The organism is Sorangium sp. So ce693 (assembly GCF_051521375.1).
Lineage (GTDB): Bacteria > Myxococcota_A > Polyangia > Polyangiales > Polyangiaceae > Sorangium > Sorangium atrum.
Genome location: NZ_CP150347.1, coordinates 3,233,594 through 3,250,231 on the forward strand (window position 1 = coordinate 3,233,594; position 16,638 = coordinate 3,250,231).

13 protein-coding genes are annotated in these 16,638 nt (G+C 70.5%); 4 read left to right on the forward strand and 9 right to left on the reverse strand.

Features of this window, described 5'->3' with window-relative positions:
- Positions 1-228: 228 nt before the first annotated feature.
- Positions 229-1,617, forward strand: a complete 1,389-nt coding sequence (locus WMF14_RS12480; RefSeq protein ID WP_437801137.1) for a cytochrome P450 — start codon at positions 229-231, stop codon at positions 1,615-1,617.
- Between the two features lie 74 nt (positions 1,618-1,691).
- On the opposite strand, the gene WMF14_RS12485 is transcribed toward WMF14_RS12480, so the two are convergent.
- The 6 genes from WMF14_RS12485 to WMF14_RS12510 all read right to left on the reverse strand — a co-directional run bounded on the left by WMF14_RS12485 (position 1,692) and on the right by WMF14_RS12510 (position 10,118).
- Positions 1,692-2,825, reverse strand: coding sequence for a hypothetical protein (locus WMF14_RS12485; RefSeq protein WP_437801139.1), 1,134 nt, complete (start codon positions 2,823-2,825; stop codon positions 1,692-1,694).
- Between the two features lie 646 nt (positions 2,826-3,471).
- Positions 3,472-6,669, reverse strand: coding sequence for a DNA methyltransferase (locus WMF14_RS12490; RefSeq protein ID WP_437801141.1), 3,198 nt, complete (start codon positions 6,667-6,669; stop codon positions 3,472-3,474).
- A 65-nt stretch (positions 6,670-6,734) separates the two neighbouring features.
- On the reverse strand, positions 6,735-7,355 hold the full coding sequence (locus WMF14_RS12495; RefSeq protein WP_437801143.1) for a glutathione S-transferase family protein: 621 nt from the start codon (positions 7,353-7,355) through the stop codon (positions 6,735-6,737).
- Between the two features lie 217 nt (positions 7,356-7,572).
- Positions 7,573-8,112 (reverse strand): hypothetical protein, encoded by a 540-nt coding sequence (locus WMF14_RS12500; protein WP_437801145.1) that lies wholly within the window; start codon positions 8,110-8,112, stop codon positions 7,573-7,575.
- Between the two features lie 198 nt (positions 8,113-8,310).
- Positions 8,311-9,447 (reverse strand): hypothetical protein, encoded by a 1,137-nt coding sequence (locus WMF14_RS12505; protein ID WP_437801147.1) that lies wholly within the window; start codon positions 9,445-9,447, stop codon positions 8,311-8,313.
- On the reverse strand, positions 9,447-10,118 hold the full coding sequence (locus WMF14_RS12510; protein ID WP_437801149.1) for a hypothetical protein: 672 nt from the start codon (positions 10,116-10,118) through the stop codon (positions 9,447-9,449). The genes WMF14_RS12505 and WMF14_RS12510 overlap by 1 nt, the downstream gene beginning before the upstream one ends.
- An 866-nt stretch (positions 10,119-10,984) precedes the next feature.
- Here WMF14_RS12510 and WMF14_RS12515 point away from each other — a divergent pair.
- The 3 genes from WMF14_RS12515 to WMF14_RS12525 all read left to right on the forward strand — a co-directional run bounded on the left by WMF14_RS12515 (position 10,985) and on the right by WMF14_RS12525 (position 12,482).
- A complete protein-coding gene (locus WMF14_RS12515; protein WP_437801151.1) occupies positions 10,985-11,215 on the forward strand; it encodes a hypothetical protein in 231 nt (76 codons plus the stop codon).
- Positions 11,216-11,480: 265 nt separating this feature from the next.
- The gene (locus WMF14_RS12520) at positions 11,481-11,759 is read left to right on the forward strand and encodes a hypothetical protein (RefSeq protein WP_437801153.1); all 279 of its coding nucleotides are present in this window, start codon (positions 11,481-11,483) and stop codon (positions 11,757-11,759) included.
- 186 nt (positions 11,760-11,945) lie between these two features.
- Positions 11,946-12,482 carry a hypothetical protein gene (locus tag WMF14_RS12525; protein WP_437801155.1) on the forward strand — a complete coding sequence of 179 codons (537 nt, stop codon included), beginning with the start codon at positions 11,946-11,948 and terminating at the stop codon, positions 12,480-12,482.
- A 93-nt stretch (positions 12,483-12,575) separates the two neighbouring features.
- Here the strand turns inward: WMF14_RS12525 and WMF14_RS12530 are convergent, their stop codons facing one another.
- From WMF14_RS12530 to WMF14_RS12540, 3 genes are read right to left on the reverse strand one after another with little or no spacing between them, the layout of a single operon-like run.
- On the reverse strand, positions 12,576-13,163 hold the full coding sequence (locus WMF14_RS12530) for a chemotaxis protein CheW (RefSeq protein WP_437801156.1): 588 nt from the start codon (positions 13,161-13,163) through the stop codon (positions 12,576-12,578).
- Complete coding sequence (locus WMF14_RS12535; RefSeq protein ID WP_437801158.1) at positions 13,160-14,917, reverse strand: methyl-accepting chemotaxis protein; 1,758 nt, start codon at positions 14,915-14,917, stop codon at positions 13,160-13,162. Before WMF14_RS12535 ends, WMF14_RS12530 begins: the two co-directional genes overlap by 4 nt.
- The gene (locus WMF14_RS12540; protein ID WP_437804199.1) at positions 14,914-16,635 is read right to left on the reverse strand and encodes a chemotaxis protein CheA; all 1,722 of its coding nucleotides are present in this window, start codon (positions 16,633-16,635) and stop codon (positions 14,914-14,916) included. Before WMF14_RS12540 ends, WMF14_RS12535 begins: the two co-directional genes overlap by 4 nt.
- Between the last annotated feature and the right edge of the window lie 3 nt (positions 16,636-16,638).

Here is a 16,638-nt window from a genome sequence, read left to right on the forward strand (position 1 = left end):
TCCTTGGCGCCTTGGCGGCCCCAGATTCTGCGCTTCTCTGGTGGTGTCAACCTGGTTGCCGCTCCAGGGGCGTCCGGCCCGAAGGGGCCGGCCGCTGATATGGCGATATCTCCGCCGATCCTGCGACATCGTCTCATCGGACTCGGGCCTGGAGTGCTCGGCGCGCAGCATCGTAGGATGCTCTCCGGCCGAACGCAGACTCCCGCTGCGGGCCAGGAGAGCGCGACCATGCTCGAACAACTCGAACCTCTGTCCCGAGCTGCCCCACCCTCGGCGCGCAAGCCATCGCCGCGCGCCCGCGGCTATCCGGTGGTGGGGCTCCTCCCGGCGCTGGCGCGCGACGCGCCGAGCGTCCTCCGTCAGCTCGCGCGGCGGCACCCGGGTGAGCTCATCGAGCTCGACCTCGGGCTCACCCGGGCCTACCTGGTGACGCACCCCGAGCAGGCCCAGTACGTTCTCAACGACAACTGGCGCAACTTCACCAAGGAAGGCGGGATGTGGAAGCCGATCGGGCGGCTCCTTGGCAACGGCCTCGTGACGGCCGGGGGCGACGAGTGGCTCCGGAACCGCCGGCGCATGCAGCCGCTCTTCTCGTCGCGGCAGCTCGCGGGCCTGGTCGATCTCATGTTCGATGTCGTCGAGAGCGACCTGCCGCGGCTCGAGGAGCGGGCTCGCGCCGGCGCCGTCGTCGACATGGACAAGGAGATGATGCAGCTCACCCAGCGCGTCATCCTGGCGACGATGTTCGGCGTCAGCGTCGGCCCCCGTGAGGCCGACAGCCTCGGCGAGGCGATCCTCGTCGCGTTCCAGGCGCTGAACGCGAGGATGTTCCTCTACTTCATGCCCGATCGCCTGCTCCCGGGCGAGCGCGCGCTCAGGGACGCGATCGTCAGGATCGACGAGGCGATCCTGCGCCTCGTCCGGGAGCGCCGCAGGAGCAAGGAGGAGCGGGACGACCTCCTCTCGCTGCTCCTTCGCGCGCGGGACGAGTCCGGCTCCGGCATGGACGACCGCCAGCTCCGGGACGAGCTCGTCACCATGTTCATCGCCGGCAACGAGACGACGGCGATCACGATGACCTGGCTCTTCTACCTGCTCGACAGGAACCCCGTCGTCGAGCGCAAGCTGCGCGCGGAGATCGAGGAGGTCGTCGGCGACCGGCGGCCGACGGCCGCCAACCTGTCGAGGATGGAGTACACGAAGATGGTGATCCAGGAGGCGATGCGCATGTATCCGCCTTCCTGGCTCTTGCCGCGCACGGTGAAGGAGGACGACCAGATCTGCGGCTATCCCGTGCCCGCCGGCGCGACCGTCATCGTCAGCCAGTACGTCATGCACCACGACCCGGCGTTCTGGGAGGCCCCCGCGGAGTTCGACCCCGAGCGCTTCACGCCGGAGCGCTCGGCCTCCCGCCCGCGCTACGCGTACATGCCGTTCGGCGGCGGCCCGCGTCAGTGCATCGGCAACCTGTTCTCGATCATGGAGGCGCAGATCCTGATCGCCGCCCTGCTCAGGCGGCTCCGCATGCGCCTCGTGCCCGGTCACCCGGTATCGCCGCAGGCGCTGACCACCCTCCGGCCGCGCCATGGGCTCAAGATGACGCTCCACGCCGTGTGATCGGGCCGAGCGCGACGAGCGGCGGGCTCGATGAGCCGATGCGCCGCCGCCGTCGTCGCGCTCGCCGCGGGGCATCAATTGATGATGGCCGGGTCCTCGATCGTGAAGCACTCGACGGACGACGCCGCGTACTTGATCGCGTTGTACCAGAACTGCGAGATCTGGAAGACCTGCGCCGCGGATCTCTCGTAGCAGGGGCTGTTCGGGTCCGTGTACATCTGCGGATTGAGGCACGCGGCCGTCCCGCGCCACTGACCCGAATAGGTCACCCACTCGTCGCCGAACGCGACGACATGGCCCTTGCCGATCTCCTCGTGCACCGCGAAATTGTTCCTGCCGTCGGTGCTATCGACGGTCGCGGTCGTCGACTTGATCGAGCGCGCGATGTAGGCGCCCACGCTCTGGATGTTCCTGCCGATCGGCGTGTCCTGGTTCCAGGTGCCCACGGCCACGGGGAGGTCGCCGCCGAGCGGCAGCGAGCCGCCCCAGCAGTTGCAGTTCGCGCAGCCGTTCTGCGCAGGGTCAATCAGGCCATCGGAGTTGAACTGGATGTCCGTGAACGAGAGGAGCTGGTTGGTCGCCGTGATGTCGTGGATGGTGCATCCCTGCCCATTGCACTGATAACCGCTCAGCGCGATGAGCCCGCCGCCGTTGTTGACCCAGTCCTTGAGCGCGTTCACCTCGTCCGGCGTGAACTCCCACGGCGCCCCGTCGTCGTTCTGGGCGCCCTTCGTCACCATCCACTGGAGGAGGATCACGTCGTACTTGGCGAGAAACTCCGCCGTGAGCGTCGGCTTCTCCCTGTTGTAGTTGTCGACCTGGGCCGTGCTCTGCGTGTTGAGCCAATCCTGGAGCGCCGTGGTGCTGTCGCTGCTGCACGGGCCCCAGACTCCTTCGCGGCCGATCGAAGCGATGTTGATGCAGGTGCAGTTGCCCGCGTCATCGCAGGTCGTCTCGTGACCGGCGTCGGGCGGCGGGTCGCCGCCCGGGCCCGTGCTGTTCAGCCCGATGTCGCCCCCGGGATCCTCGCCGGTGCTGGTGGTGCTGACGCTGCTGACGCTGCTGGCGCCGCCGGAGCCGCCGGCGCCCTGGCCGACCTCGGCGTTCCCCGTGGTGTTGCCGTTGCCGCCCGATGAACAGGCGATGACGGGAAGCCAGAGGGCGGCGAGCACAGCGCAGCAACGCGTCGCGAAATGAAGTCTTGTCATGATCCCTGAGACTATCACTTCCCGCGCCTGGCCGAGATCCAAAATCATGCGGAGGCGCTCAATCCCAAGCGCTACAGGCTGCTTGATTTCCAGCTCCAGCCACGCGAGGCCCCGCGCGACAGCTCCGGCCCGAGCGTCGCCCCCATGCTCTACCGGCCGGGCAAACACGAGCACGATACGAACGTGGCGATAGGTCCGAGCGGTGTCTTGGGCGCAGCTATGCGCACGTGTGGCTTCGGGTACGTGTGGTGTGGGCGAAAGAAAGCGGTGCTGGAGGAACGGTCGGCGGTGCGGGCGTCGGAAGCGTGCCATGCGGTGTTTGAACTCTCGCAGGGCTTGCGCCTGGCACACAGCGTCAAACATCGACGCGCCGGGGTTGCCGGTAGAATTGAAGCTCTCACCGGACGGTGTCGACACCTTGCCGGAGAGTTGAAATTCAATCTGGAGGGTTCGACGGGTAATGGTCGCGTTTCAGGCAAACGCGACCATTACCTGTCGACGCCCTCCGGGGACGATTGAAATTCAATCTGGAGGGGGCGGCGCCTGCCGGGGAGAGTTGCAATTCAACCTGGAACCTGCGGGTATCCATCGCGCTAGATAATTCGGCTGTGACTATGTTCTGCGCCGTCTGCCGAGGCTCCTCAGGCTACCGCTCGCCCTCGGCTCCAGCCTGCTTCTCCTCCGCGGCGCGCGCCTCGTTCAGCGCGAACAGTCGGTCGATCAGCGCGTCCTCGAACGCGCTCCGCGCCTGCCGCTCTTCCGGCGTCGCTGGCTCCGCGTACAGGGGGACCTCCACGCCGTCGAACCTGTAGGCCGCCAGGACGGCCCGGTCCATCTCCTCGTGGAGGCCGCGCAGCGCGACGATGCTCGGCTCCTTGCACCTCGGGTCCTTGATGAGGTTGTACGTCTCCGTCAGCCCCAGCCGTGACGCCAGCATCCACCGCGCGCGGGCCACGTAGAGGCGCTCGCCGGCGGCCTCGACGCGGCCGCCCTCGGCGAGGTGGTCCGGGCGAGGGAAGGGGAACGTCTCCACGCAGTCGGACGGCGCGTACCGGAGGCCCTCTCCCATCGTCGAGGAGAGCAGCCGCGCCCAGGACTCGTGCGCGCGCGACTGGAGCACCGCGAAGCGCGCGTAGTCGTCGATCGCGAAGACGCACAGCTGGTCGGAGAACGTCCGGCCGGCGGGCTGGAAGGCGAAGCACAGGTGCTTCGTCACCCGCGCCGCGACGAGGCACCGCTCGAGCGGAGCGATCTTGCGCCGGAGCTCTGGCCGCGTGTTGGCGAACTGCCACCACCGCGCCCGGTGGCCCGCGTCGATCCCGGTGCCCTTCAGGCGATCTCGCGCGGGCTTCACCCGGTTCCGCACGATCGAGAGCAGCGCGGGCCACCGGCCGGCCTCCTCGAGCCCGCGCTCGCCGAAGTCGATCACGTGGCGGTGGGGGCTGTGCGAAGGGGAGGAGTTGACCTCCTCGCCGCCGAGGAACGGGCGGAGCACCTCGCCGGCCGCAGGATCGCCCGCGAGAAGCGCGCGCGCCTCGCCGTCGGTCAGGACGAAGCCGTCGCCCCGGAGGAAGCAGCCGATGAAGCACAGATCCCGGCTGGCCCCGAGCGGGCGCGGGTCGGGGCGCTCGGGCATCGCGCGCAGGTGCGAGTTGATGTGGCCCACTGGCACGCCGTCGAGCCGCGGCGGAGGCACGCCGTCGCCCGGCGACATGCCCAGCGCGAGGTGGACGACGGCGACGTGGACCGCGGCGTCTCCTGGCCACGGGACGCTGCGCACGGCGTGGTAGATGATCGCGCCCCCCGCCTCCACGAGCGGCCTGAGGCCCGACCGCCGGGTGTCGCCCTGAGCGATCGTGTTCGTGGCGATGAGCCCCACCGTCCCGCGGCGCCCGAGCAGCGCGGCCGCGCGGCGGAAGAAGTGGGCGGCCAGATCGGTGTTCTTCGTGGCGCCGTGCAGCTGCTCGAGCCACGCGGCGTAGAGCTCGCCGTGATCCGTCGAGATCCGCTTCCCGCCCAGGAACGGCGGGTTCCCGACGAACGCGCAGAGCCGCGCCGGCCGCGGATCGAGGGCTCCGCCTGGCGCGTCCGGGCGCGGCTCCTGGAACACCTCCGGGAGCTCCAGCGGCCAGTGGAACGCCGGCAGCGGCGGCGGCCGCCCGGGCGTCCCTTCGCGGAGCGCCTGCTGCATCGACAGGAGCTCTTCCGAAGGCGGCTCGCCGCTTCGGAGCCACGCGAGCGCAAGCGCGGCCCGCCGGTCGCGCTCTTTCAGCCGGTCACGGTCCTTCTCGTGCGCGAAGAACGCCCCCACCACGAGGTCGCCGAGAAGCCGCGCCCGGGCGATCGCCTCGTCCGCCTCCTTGGCGAGCCGCCGCCGGAGCTCGAGCGCCCGCGCTACCGCGGCGTCTATCGCCTCGCAAAACGGCGATGCCGGCGCGGCGGGCTTCCAGTGGAAGCCGCGCAGCTGGGCAAGGTCGAGCCCGACGAGCGAGTCGCCGTGCCGGAGGGCGTGATCGACGAACGTGAACGGCTCGTCCTGCGCGCGCGTCACGAGCCAGAGCGACAGCCTCGCCAGGCTCACCGCGAAGGAGTTCTTGTCGGCGCCGTAAAGGCAGCGCCGCGCGACGAGCCGCCGCGCGTGGCTCAAGGCGCCCTCGCCCGGCAGGGCGAGCCACGCCGCCGCCGCAGCGTCGCCGCGCGCGGCCTCCCGCGCCCAGGCGGCCACCACCTGGTCGGCCAGGTACCGGCACGCCTCCATGAGGAACGCGCCGGAGCCCATCGCCGGATCGCAGATCGCGAGCCGGAGGAGCGCCTCGGACGCAGGCTCATCGCCCAGCTGCCGGAGCAGCGGCTCCAGCGTCCGCGCGACGATCGGCGCGGACAGGCTCCTCGGGGTGTAATGCGCACTCGTCCGCCGCCGCTCGGCGATTGGCTGGAGGAACAGCCGCCCCGCCCCGAGCACGTCGGTGTCCCTCGCGCGCAGCGGCCCGAGCGCCTCGAGGACGCCGGCCGCGGTCTCCGCGGCGGCGAGCGCCTCCCCGAGCTTCCCCGCCTCCCGCCGCGAGATGCCTGCCCGCTCCGCGAGCCAAGCCGTCCGTCGCGCCGTCGGCTGCGCGAGCGCCTCGGCCGCGCTCACCCAGACCCTGTCGGGCCGGAGGCACACCGTCGGCCCGGCGGCGCGCTCGACCCGGTAGCCCATGAGCGCCTCGTAGAGGCCGCCGAGCTGCTCGACGTCGATCGCCCCGTACGACAGCGGGCGCCCGTCGAGCACGAGGAGCCGCTCGAGCACCGCGTGCACCGTGCCGTCGTCCACCGACGGCGCGCGCGGCGCCGCGAGGGCGTCCGGGGCCGCGTGTTTCGTCGGCCTCGCGTGTTCCAGGAACGGGTATCGCTCGGGGTCGAAGAGCTGCCCTCCCCGCGCCGGCAGGGTCAGCTCGGGGCGGCGGAGCCCGTGGAAGATGGCGCGGAACAGCGCGACGAGCCGCGGCCACGCCCCGAAGCGCCGCCGCAGCGCGCCCGGGCGCGCGCCGCGCTCCGCCGCGAGCTGCTGGAATAGCGGGCGTACGCCGAGGTGCGCCGCGTAGTACGGGTCAGAGGCCGGCAGGAGCCCGCGGTCCTCCGCGTGCAGCAGGAACACGAGCCTGAGGATCGCGGTGAGCAGGCCGGCGTGGAGGTGCTCCGGACCGCGGGCGAGGGCGTCCTCGAGCGCGCCCGTCCCGTCGCGCTCGGCCGCGTCCTCGAAGCCGCGGAGCAGGACGCCGAGCGCGTCGAAGGCCCGCTCCGCGAGCGCGCCCGCGACGTCTGCCTGCTGCGCCCTGCTGTCCCCGGGGACGGGCTGATCCATGCCGAGCGCCCGGAGTGTACGCGAGCGCCGCGCGATCCGCTGCAGGTTTTACCTGCGCGCGGCCTTCAGGGCTTGATCTTCGCCGCGAACGCTCGTGTCACCGCCGGCCTCGCCTTGATCGCCTGCTCCCAGCGCGCGAGGTTCGGGTACGGCTCGAGCGCTATCCCCATGCGCGCGGCCCCGGAGATCCACGGAAACGTGGCGATGTCCGCGATCGAGTACTCGTCCGCGAGGTACTCGGACTCGGCGAGGCGGCCGTCGAGCACCTTGTAGATGCGGTCCTGCTCGTTCTGATAGCGCTCGATCGCGTAGGGGATCTTCTCGGGCGCGGCGCTGCGAAAATGGCCGAGCTGGCCGAGCATCGGCCCCACCGCGCCCATCTGGAACATCAGCCACTCGATGACGCGCGACCGGCCCGGCTCGCTCGCGGGCAAGAGCTTGCCCGTCTTCTCGGCGAGGTAGATGAGGATCGCGCCCGACTCGAAGACGGTGACTGGCCCGTTCGGAGGGTCGTGATCCTGGAGCGCGGGGATCTTCCCGTTGGGGTTGATGCGCAGGTACTCCGGCGTTTTCTGCGCGCCGGACCCGATGTCGATCGGCTTGATCTGGTAGGCGAGCCCGAGCTCCTCGAGGAGGATGACGGGCTTGTAGCCGTTCGGCGTGGTCCACGTGTACAGGTCGATCATCTGGCTCTCCCTCCCATCCGCGGTGTCCCCGGCACCCGTCCCGGGTGCTGCGGGGATGGTCCTCGGGTGACCCGCGGAGGTCAAGCGAGGGCTGAACCGGGCGGAGCGTCGGGACTTGTCGACCGCGGTCGAGAGCGAGCGCCGGGCATCGCCCGGGGGCCACATGGCGAACGCCCTCACAACGCGCGCGACCCTAGGCGGTAGAGGCGGGCTGCTCCTACCAGGAGAACCGACCCGCCACTGCCGGCTCCACGCTGACGCCAGACCATGCGAGCTTCTGGACGAAGCGGACGCCGCAGGTCGCCGCGACTGCCATGTGCTCCGTCGATCGGTAGCTAGCCCCGGCCTCTACGGCCGGGAAGAACCCGTGATACCGCGAGCATAACCCCCATGTGTTGCACACGGGGATGCGCCCGAAGTCGAGCCGCGTCGCGAGCTCGAACGACAAGGGGATGCGGAACGGCACGATGCGGGCCGCCGTCGCCGGACCTCCCAGCACGCCGAGCCAGCGTGCGTCGCCGCCCAGACCGAACAGGCCCACTCCGGCGCCGATACCGACGTCCACGGCCTCACGGACGGGCCATCGGTGCAAGCCGGTGACTGACGGCATGATGCCGCCCGTCGCCCGCGCGGCGCGGGCTCCCAGCACGACATAGGCCGCCTTGACGTCGATCTGCCATCGCGGCGGCGTGCCGTCTTCCGCGCGGGCGACCGTGGACACGAGCGAGATCGCGGCGAGCCCGGCACAGGGACCCATCAGAAAGCGTCGGGGCCATCTTCGGTGGACCATCGTCGGCCTGTGCCTTTCTCCAGGCACCGCGGACTGCCGCGAGTCAGTGTGCCTGGGCCGGATAGCGATCTACGGCGGAAAATTCCTACAGAGCATGTCCCATTCGTCGCGCTGTCGCCGCGGCCGTGCCGAGCTCGCTCTCGCCTTCGGGCGCGTCATCGACCCTCACCGGAGCCAACGTCGCTTCGGCAGCTCATAGCCGGCCAGCGCCTTGGCGCGAGCCGCGCGGGCCGCCGCGAGCCAGTGCGCCCGGTCCGGGTCGCTGTCCCACGGCGGGGCGTCCCGGTAGAGCGTATCCCAGTATTCGCGAACTGCCGCCTCGGCGGTTTCGAGCTCGCTCTCGCCTTCGGGCGCGTCATCGACCCGCTCCGCGAAAGCACGCCAGGGCTCTAGTTCCCGACTGGTGTGATTCGGCCACGTTCGTCCGGGCGCCCCGTCGAAGACGCCACCACTGCTCTGGAGGTAGCTCTCATAGGCGCTCCGAGCGATCGCGTCCAGGCGGCGGCGGTTGACGTGCCCCGTGCAGCAATCGCGGTACGCTTGGGCCCACTCGCGGTCCTCGTCCGGGACGTCCTCCCGCCACGCGCTGGCGTAGATTTCGAGCAGCTCCTGTTTGCGTGACGCCCACTCGTTCCGATCTTTTGGGTCAGGCAGGGCGCGGATCGCTCGCTCGCGGGCGGCGGTGGGTCCTGGGTACTCCGGCAGCCCGGCCCCCCAGTACCATGGCGGCTCCAGCATCGCGGGGATCGGCCTCTTCATTGAACCCGGCCTATCGCCGTGCCCGAGCGCAAACCCCCTCTGGAAGGCGCGGAGCGCCACGCGCCCGTGCTTCTCGGCCGCGTCGCCGGACGAGAGGGCTTGCCACAGATAGGTCCGGTGGAGGCGCGACATCACCTCGGCCGCAGCACCTTCGCTCTCGCCGGCGGGCGCCGCCTCGAAGCCATCGAGGAACGAGAGGAACGCGCCCTCGACAGCGTCGAGCAACATCGGCCACGGGGGGGTGAACCGTCCGGGGACGGCGCTGTGGCCGCTCGGGAGGGCGCTCGCGGTCGCCTGCGGGCCGGTGCCGTTCGGCCCCGGTCCCTCGACCCACTTCTCGAATCGCTCGCGCCACGCAGCCGCCCATGCACGGTCCTGCTCCGGCAGGTCGTCGTGCCATGCTTCGGCGCACAGCTTGCCGAGGTCCTCGAAGTACGGCTTCCATTCTTCGGGATCCCGGGTCGAGAAGAGCCCGTATCCAATGGCCACCTCGCGCAGGAAGCGGCGTACGATGGGCTGCGTCGCCCCGGTGGACGGGTTCATCAATAGTCTCCGGGGTCTCCGCCAGTCGGGTTCGCAGGCTCTTCGCCGTCCGTGTCGGTGGGCCTGGGAGGGCACCCCCAGCCCGGTCCGGCGCCGAGCGGGCAGAGGAGCGGCGCGAGCTGAGGAGCGGCCCATCCAGGAGGCGGCGCGGGCAAGGCGATCATGGCATCGATGACATCATCCGCCGATATCTCGTTGGGGTCGATCAGCTCAGGAGGCACCTTCTCCGGTTCGTAGCGGAAATCCCACACGTACCGGCAATCGATGCTCGCGCCTCCAGGCACCGGCAGACTGTTCTCGAGGTCGGTCTTCCTGAGCTGGCGCTCCAGGGACTCCCATTCGTCCTTGCACATGATGTAGGTCACGGCAAAAGGTCTCTGAATGAGACACTCGAGCAGGTCGGCGACGGTGTGGGTCGGCTCCTGGTCGGTCCATTTGCTCCACTGACCGCCGGCCTGGTAGCGGCACTGGAGCTTGCCCACCTGATCGCCTTCATACTTTCCGTTCAGCCAGTTGATCGCCTTGACGTTCATGATCGTCCTCTTCATGAGCGACATCTCGGCGGGAGGCAGCGCTGCGATCCGGCGCCTCAGCTCGTCGCGGTCGTCGGGATCGAGTATCGAGCAGCCGCAGGTGAGCAAAGCGAGCAAGGCGCCCAGCACGTGCTTCATCGGTGTTCTCCCCCCAGTCGACCGGTCCACACACACCCGCAAACCGTGGCCGACCGTACCAACACCATCTTGCGCCGGTCAAGCAGCCCAGGACCCACCTGGAGGACAGGCGTTCGGAGGCATGTTTATCGACCGTCCGGAGCGGACTCAAGGTGGTAAACGGCCGAGCCACTCACGCAGCCCGGGCGGCGCGTCCGCGGGCGTCGGATCCCCCTCGTTTGGGTCGAGGAGTTTCATGGGTGCTTCTGGACTGGCCGCTCGCTCCCTGCGAGCGGCGACGCTCATCTCGCTGGCGCTGTGCTTCCTCTCGTCGCCGGTCCATGCGGAAAGACCGCTGCCTCGCTCGCCGGAGCTCCTTCACCCGAGATGGGTCTTCCCAACCGCCCGGCCTGGGCGTCCGCAGCCTGCGATGGCGCCTTCGGTTCGAGGTTGTGAACGGACCGGTAGGTCTCGGCAACCTCCCGATGAGGCGGCCGCTCCGTGTCAGCCAGGCGCGGCGCGGCGCCTCGGCAGCGCGTCCGCCGCCCCCCCAGGCGCCCCAGGTCCCGGGAACGGCAGCGACTGCCGCCCGGTTAGACGGATCTAGCCTACGGCGCTGGGCAGCATTTGGCCCTTGCGGAGCAGAGCCGGTCCGTGAGATTTTTTTTGTGAGGGAGGCCCCAAAGGCACGAACTAGACAGACCTGGTCCCGCCTCTTAGGTCGACTAACGGAAAGGAGTGCCAGGCGAGAACATGAGCTCGACCGTCTATGACCGAAACGTCGATTTCTATATCGACTTCGTCGATCGCGGGCTGAGGTCGAATCGTTATCTCCATTCCATGTGCGCGACGCGCCGGAGAATCTCCTGGACGAGGAAGGTCAGCCGATGGGCGTGGTGATCCGCCGCTATGCGTCGGAGGGACACTTCAACTCCGGCGGCGACGGCGTGCGCGGGCACATGGGCTCGTATCACCGTATGCTCTCCACCTATGTCAACGATCTCATCCGCGCCGGCTTTGTGTTGGAGCGGCTGGAAGAGCCTCTCGATGGGCCGGCGAACGGCGCGCTGTTCTCCGAAGTGCCGATGGTCCTCGTTGTCGCCGCGCGGGCGATCTAGGCGGGATTGCAATGGCGGTATCGGTGCGCCGGGAGACGTGCGAATGGCCAGAGAGTCCAGGTGGCGTTGGAATGAGATGCTTGCCGCTTTGGCGATCAGCGTGGCTGGGCTCGCCATCGTCCTGAATGATCGCTCACCGGGCTGGCTCCGCGCAGGCGTCTACGTCCTTGCGGTCGTAGGACCGTTCCTGCCTCTCCTGGCTCTCATCCCATGGCATTTCATTGCCAAGCATCGCGGTCTCATTCCCCGGAGTCGGGTCCCGTGCGTGGTGTCGCTCTCGGACGGTGCTTTCCATGTCAGGCGAGGCGACAAGTGCTCGAGCCATGCGCTGGGGATCATCGTGCGCGCGCGCTTCGCGCGGAATGACGACTGGACGGAGTCGAAGACGCTGGAGGGCGGGCTGTGGCTCTTCGCGCTGGATGGGCGCGAGATTGAGCGCCTGCCCGAGTCGGCAGCCGACCTCGGTGGGCTGTTGGCCGAGCTCGAGGCCCGCGGGATCCCGGTCGAGCACGTCTACGTGAGCGCCCCGGCGGTGCTCGATTGAGGCCGTTAGCCATGATGTACAACCATACAAGCTTGGTTCGTTGGCACCTGGTACCCACTGGGTCGAACATCGATACCCGGACGCGTGGGATCTCCAGCGCCCCACGGGGCGTTGATCACAGCGTCCCCGTTCGCGGTGGAGGTCCCGTTCGGCAGCCAAGGGTAGACGATGCTTTCATGGCCTGAGGTGAAGCGGCTGATCTCGCAGATCGTCGGCCCGAGACTCGCCGACCTCGGGTTCAACAACCCAGGCCGTGCCATGTGGCGGGTTCGCCCGTACTTCGTCGACGTCGTCTGGTTCCATTGCCCTCGCGCCGGCATCTTCCAGGTCGAGTTTGGCTGTGGGCTGCGAAACGCCGTCCGAAACAATCCGGCTCCCTCGGATTGCCAGTTCTGCACGCAGCCGGCGCGCTCGTTCAACTGGGAGGATACACCCTGGTCGTTTCGCCTGTCGGAATCGGAGCTGGTCGAGGTCCTTCGGCTGCTCGCCCCTCGGGTCGTGGCCGCCGCGAAGCGGTGGTTCTCTCACTTCGACACGATCGACAGCGCCATCGGGGCGCTGGAGAGCAATCCGTGGTCGGGTCCGCGAAATGTAGCGCTCTGCGCCCCAGGCAGTCCTGCATACAACGAAGCGATGTCCGCGCTGCGCGCCGCGGCGGCCGGTGTGGCCGGACAACCCGCTGCGGCGGACGAGGCCGGGGCTGTGCACCGCCCTCGTCGCTGAGCGCGAACGTCGTCGCTCGCGATGAGCGGCGCGCTGGCCACCGCGCCGGGAACCGAGCCGCTACGGCCGATCTCTCCCTCTGGCAGCCGACGCCTACGGGGAAGGCCGCGGCCTGCCCTCGCCGGCGCCGAGCGCGGCCGCCCCCGCGGGCTCGCCCTGCGCCGGCGCGCCCGGGAGCGCCGCGCGGGCGCCGCCTTCGGCCTCGAGCGACGCGGCCGCGAAGAGCTCCTCCGGCGAGAGGATCCGGTCGATGTCGAGCAGCAAGAGCAGCCTGTCGCCTACCTTGCCGAGGCCGAGGAGGTGGTCGAGGCGGGCCCGCGTGCCGAACGGCGGCGGCGGCTCGATCGCCGCTGCGTCGAGGTCCACGACGTCGCCCACGGCGTCGATGAAGAGGCCCATCCGGGTGAGCTCGCCGTCGAACTCCGTCTCGACGATGAGGATACAGCTCTGCCGCGTGATCACCGACGCCGGGAGCCCGAGCCGGACGGCGAGGTCGATGACCGGGATCACCCGCCCCCTCAGGTTGAGCACGCCGAGCACGGCCTGCGGCATCCTCGGCACCCGCGTGATCGCGGTGATCTCGACGATCTCGCGCGCGCGGAGGATGTCCACCGCGAGCTCGTCCCCGCCAACGAAGAACGAGATGTACTGCGACGATCGAGGCTCCGGCGCGGCGCTCACGGGACCTCCGCGCGCCCGGAGGTAGCCCGATCCGCGCCCCGTGAGGGAAAGCGCTCGAACTCGGCGTCCTCGTGCAGCGCTGCAGCGCGCCCGGCCCCGTTCGTCCTGGCCCGGGCGAGCGTCGCGAGCACCGCGGCGCCGTTCGAGGCGGCCGGCGAGGCCGGGGAGCCCTCCCGGGACGGCGGCGGGAGGCGCCGCGCGTCGCCCGCGGCGCGCGGCACGCGGGTGCGCTCGGGGAACGCGAGCTCGTCGCCGACCCGGAAGAAGCGCAGCATGCCCGAGAGCGCGTCGGCCTGCGCCGCGAGCTCCTCGGCCGTGCTGGCGAGCTCCTCGCTGATCGCGGCGTTGCGCTGCGTCACCTCGTCGACGCGGCGCATGGCGCTGTTCACCTGGCCGACCGCGTCGGCCTGGCTCACCGACGCGGTCGCCACCTCCTGCGTGAGCGACGAGGTCCGCCGGATCGCGGGCGCCATCTCCTCGAGCAGCTGCCCCGAGCGATCGGCGACCTGCACGCTCGTCGACGCGAGCGCGCCGATCTCCTTGGCGGCGGCCTGGCTCCGCTCCGCGAGCCGGCGGACCTCGCTCGCGACCACGGCGAAGCCGCGGCCGTGCTCGCCGGCCCGGGCCGCCTCGATCGACGCGTTCAGCGCGAGCAGGTTGGTCTGGTAGGCGATCTCCTGCACGATCGACACCTTCTCGGCGATGTCGCGCATCGCGGCGACGGTGCGCTGGACCGCCTCGAGGCTCTGATCCGCGGCGTCCGCGGCGCCGTTGGCGAGCTCGCCTGTCTGCTGGCTGCTCTCGGCGTTCTTCTGGATCGAGCCGCTCACCTCCGAGAGGCTCGCCGACGTCTCCTCCACCGCGGCCGCCTGCTCGCTCGTGCCCTGCGACAGGTTCTGCGAGGTGGCCGAGATCTGCGTCGAGGCGGCGGCGAGCGACTCGGCGCCCGTGCGGATCTCCAGGAGGACGGTCGAGAGCTTGTCCGCCATCTCCGCCATCGCCTCCTCCAGCTGCCCGAGCTCGTCGCGGCCCGCGGCCACGCCCCGGTGCCGCAGATCACCCTCCGCGATCCGCCTGGCGAGCCCCACGGCCGAGCTCAGCGGCCCCGTGATGCTGCGCGAGACGAGGACGCTGACGACCACGCCGACCGCCAGGGCCGCGAAGGCGATGAGGCCCATCTCCCGCGAGGCGCGCTGCGCGTCGCCGCTGAGCGACGCCTGCAGCGCCTCCATGTCCCTCGTGCTCGCCTGGGCGAAGCTCTCGGCCGAGTCCTCGAACCGATCGATCTCGCCCTTGACGCCGGCCATCGCGGTGTTCGCCGCCTGGGCCGTGGGCAGCTGCCCGGCGAGCGCGTCCTGCATCACGCGGCGAAAGCCGACGACGTAGCTCGTCACGTCGCGCCGCATCGCGGTGACCGACTCCCGCTCCCGGGGCAGCGTCACGATGCGCTCGAGCTCGTCCAGCCGCCGCTGGATCTCCGCCTCGGACTCGTTCCATCTCTCCTGATAACCCTGCTGGAGCGGGCGATCGCCCATGCTGAGGAAGCAGTCTTTCTCGTAGCGGCGGAGCTCCATGAGGTCCCGCTCGAGCTGCATCGCGACCGCGAGCTCCCGGACGTCCGACACGAGGATCTCGTGCGTCTGCTGCGCGACGGACGTCAGGCTGAGGTGCCCCGAGATCGCGATGGCGACCATGAGCATCGCCATGAACGTGAGCGAGAGCGTCAGACGCATCGCAATCTTGAGCCGGTTCATCGTGTCCTTCCCTCCGGATCCATCGCCCCTTCCCGCGCCTTCAAGGGCGGCGCTCGCCGCCGTCGATCCAGGGGCGGGAGCTCGCCGCCGCCGTCGCGGCCGCGGGAGAGGTCGTTCAGCAGAGCGTCCACATCGAGGATCAGCGCGAGCCTGCCGTCGCCGAGGACCGTGGAGCCGGTGATGCCCCGGGTGCGGCGGAAGAGCCGGCCGAGCGGCTTGATGACGGTCCTGCCCTCGCCGTCGAGCGAGTCGACGACGAGGCCGGCCTGGCCCCCCTCGTGGGCCACCACCACCACGCTCTCGCGGGCCGGCGCAGGCCCGGAGAGGGCGAAGAGGTCGCGGAGCCGCACGCACGGCAGCGCGCGCCCGTGCACGTGGAGGATGCCGCCAGGGCCCGCGGCGGAGGCGCCGCTCGGGAGCCCGACGCAGGAGACGACCGCGCGGAGCGGGATGACGTACCGCTCGCCGGCGGCGCTCACCGAGAAGCCCTCGATGGTCGCGAGGGTGAGCGGGAGCCGGAGGATCAGCGTGGTGCCGACCCCCGCGGCGCTCTCGATGCCTATCGAGCCCTCCAGCGACTCGACGCGGCGCCGCACCACGTCCATGCCCATCCCCCGGCCGGACAGGTCGGAGACGGTCGCGGCGGTGGAGAAGCCCGGCTCGAACACCATGCCGTAGATCTCGCTGTCGGAGAGCGCAGCGGGGTCCGCGCACCTGCCCTGCGCGCTGGCCCGCGCCGCGATCCGGGCGCGGTCCATCCCCGCGCCGTCGTCGGAGACGCGGAGCGCGATGCCGCCGCCCTCGTGGGCGGCGCGCAGGGTGATGGTCCCGCGCGGGTCCTTGCCGCACGCCTTCCGCACCTCGGGCGGCTCGAGGCCGTGATCGATGCCGTTGCGGATGAGGTGGGTCAGCGCGTCGCGGAGGCGCTCGATCACCGCGGTGTCCACCTCGACCTCGCCGTGCACGACCACGAGGCGCGCGAGCTTGCCGTGCGACCGCGCGAGATCGCGCACGGCGCGCTCGTACTGCCGGAACCAGGGGCCGACAGGCACCATCCGCGCGCGGCGTATCGCCTCCTCGAGCTTGGTGTTCAGCCGATCGAGCTCCTCGAGGCCGTCGCGCAGCGCCGCGCCGACGGCGCCGCCCGCGAGCTGGACCTCGCGCGCGATCCGGTTCCGGGTGATCGCGACCTCGCCGATGAGATCGACCATGCAATCGAGCTTCTCGACCGTGATGCGGACGGTCTTCGCGACCGAGCCCCGGTCGCCCTCGTCCGCGACGCTCGGGGTGGCCCCCTTCGACGTCGAGGGGGGCCCCTCGCGCTCGGTGCGCCGGGCGTTCCTGAGCCGCTCGAGCACGCCCGCGGGCAGGGAGGTCGACCCCGGCGGCTCCTCTCCGCCGTCCATCTCCGCGAGCTGGCGGCGCGCCGAGTCGACCGTCTCGAGGAGCAAGGAGACCACCATGCCGGTCACCGGCAGCGTGCCCCGGTGGAGATCCTCGATCACGTCCTCGGCGGCGTGGGTGAGCTCGCTCAGCCCGTGGGCGCCGACGGAGCTGGCATTGCCCTTCATCGTGTGGGCGACGCGGAAGATGCGCTCCAGGAGGTGGCCGGCGTCGGGCCGCCGCTCGAGCTCGAGGAGCGCGCCCTCGAGCTCGTCGAGGTGCTCCGCTGTCTCGGCGGCGAACATCTGCATGAGCGCGGCCCGCTCGGCATCCATCGC

Excerpts from the sequence above, each read along its gene's own strand:
- WMF14_RS12480 (WP_437801137.1), top strand. The coding sequence starts at position 229 with ATGCTCGAACAACTCGAACCTCTGTCCCGAGCTGCCCCACCCTCGGCG.
- WMF14_RS12485 (WP_437801139.1), bottom strand. The coding sequence starts at position 2,825 with ATGACAAGACTTCATTTCGCGACGCGTTGCTGCGCTGTGCTCGCCGCC.
- WMF14_RS12490 (WP_437801141.1), bottom strand. The coding sequence starts at position 6,669 with ATGGATCAGCCCGTCCCCGGGGACAGCAGGGCGCAGCAGGCAGACGTC.
- WMF14_RS12495 (WP_437801143.1), bottom strand. The coding sequence starts at position 7,355 with ATGATCGACCTGTACACGTGGACCACGCCGAACGGCTACAAGCCCGTC.
- WMF14_RS12500 (WP_437801145.1), bottom strand. The coding sequence starts at position 8,112 with ATGGGTCCCTGTGCCGGGCTCGCCGCGATCTCGCTCGTGTCCACGGTC.
- WMF14_RS12505 (WP_437801147.1), bottom strand. The coding sequence starts at position 9,447 with ATGAACCCGTCCACCGGGGCGACGCAGCCCATCGTACGCCGCTTCCTG.
- WMF14_RS12510 (WP_437801149.1), bottom strand. The coding sequence starts at position 10,118 with ATGAAGCACGTGCTGGGCGCCTTGCTCGCTTTGCTCACCTGCGGCTGC.
- WMF14_RS12515 (WP_437801151.1), top strand. The coding sequence starts at position 10,985 with ATGGGCGTGGTGATCCGCCGCTATGCGTCGGAGGGACACTTCAACTCC.
- WMF14_RS12535 (WP_437801158.1), bottom strand. The coding sequence starts at position 14,917 with ATGAACCGGCTCAAGATTGCGATGCGTCTGACGCTCTCGCTCACGTTC.
- WMF14_RS12540 (WP_437804199.1), bottom strand. The coding sequence starts at position 16,635 with ATGGATGCCGAGCGGGCCGCGCTCATGCAGATGTTCGCCGCCGAGACA.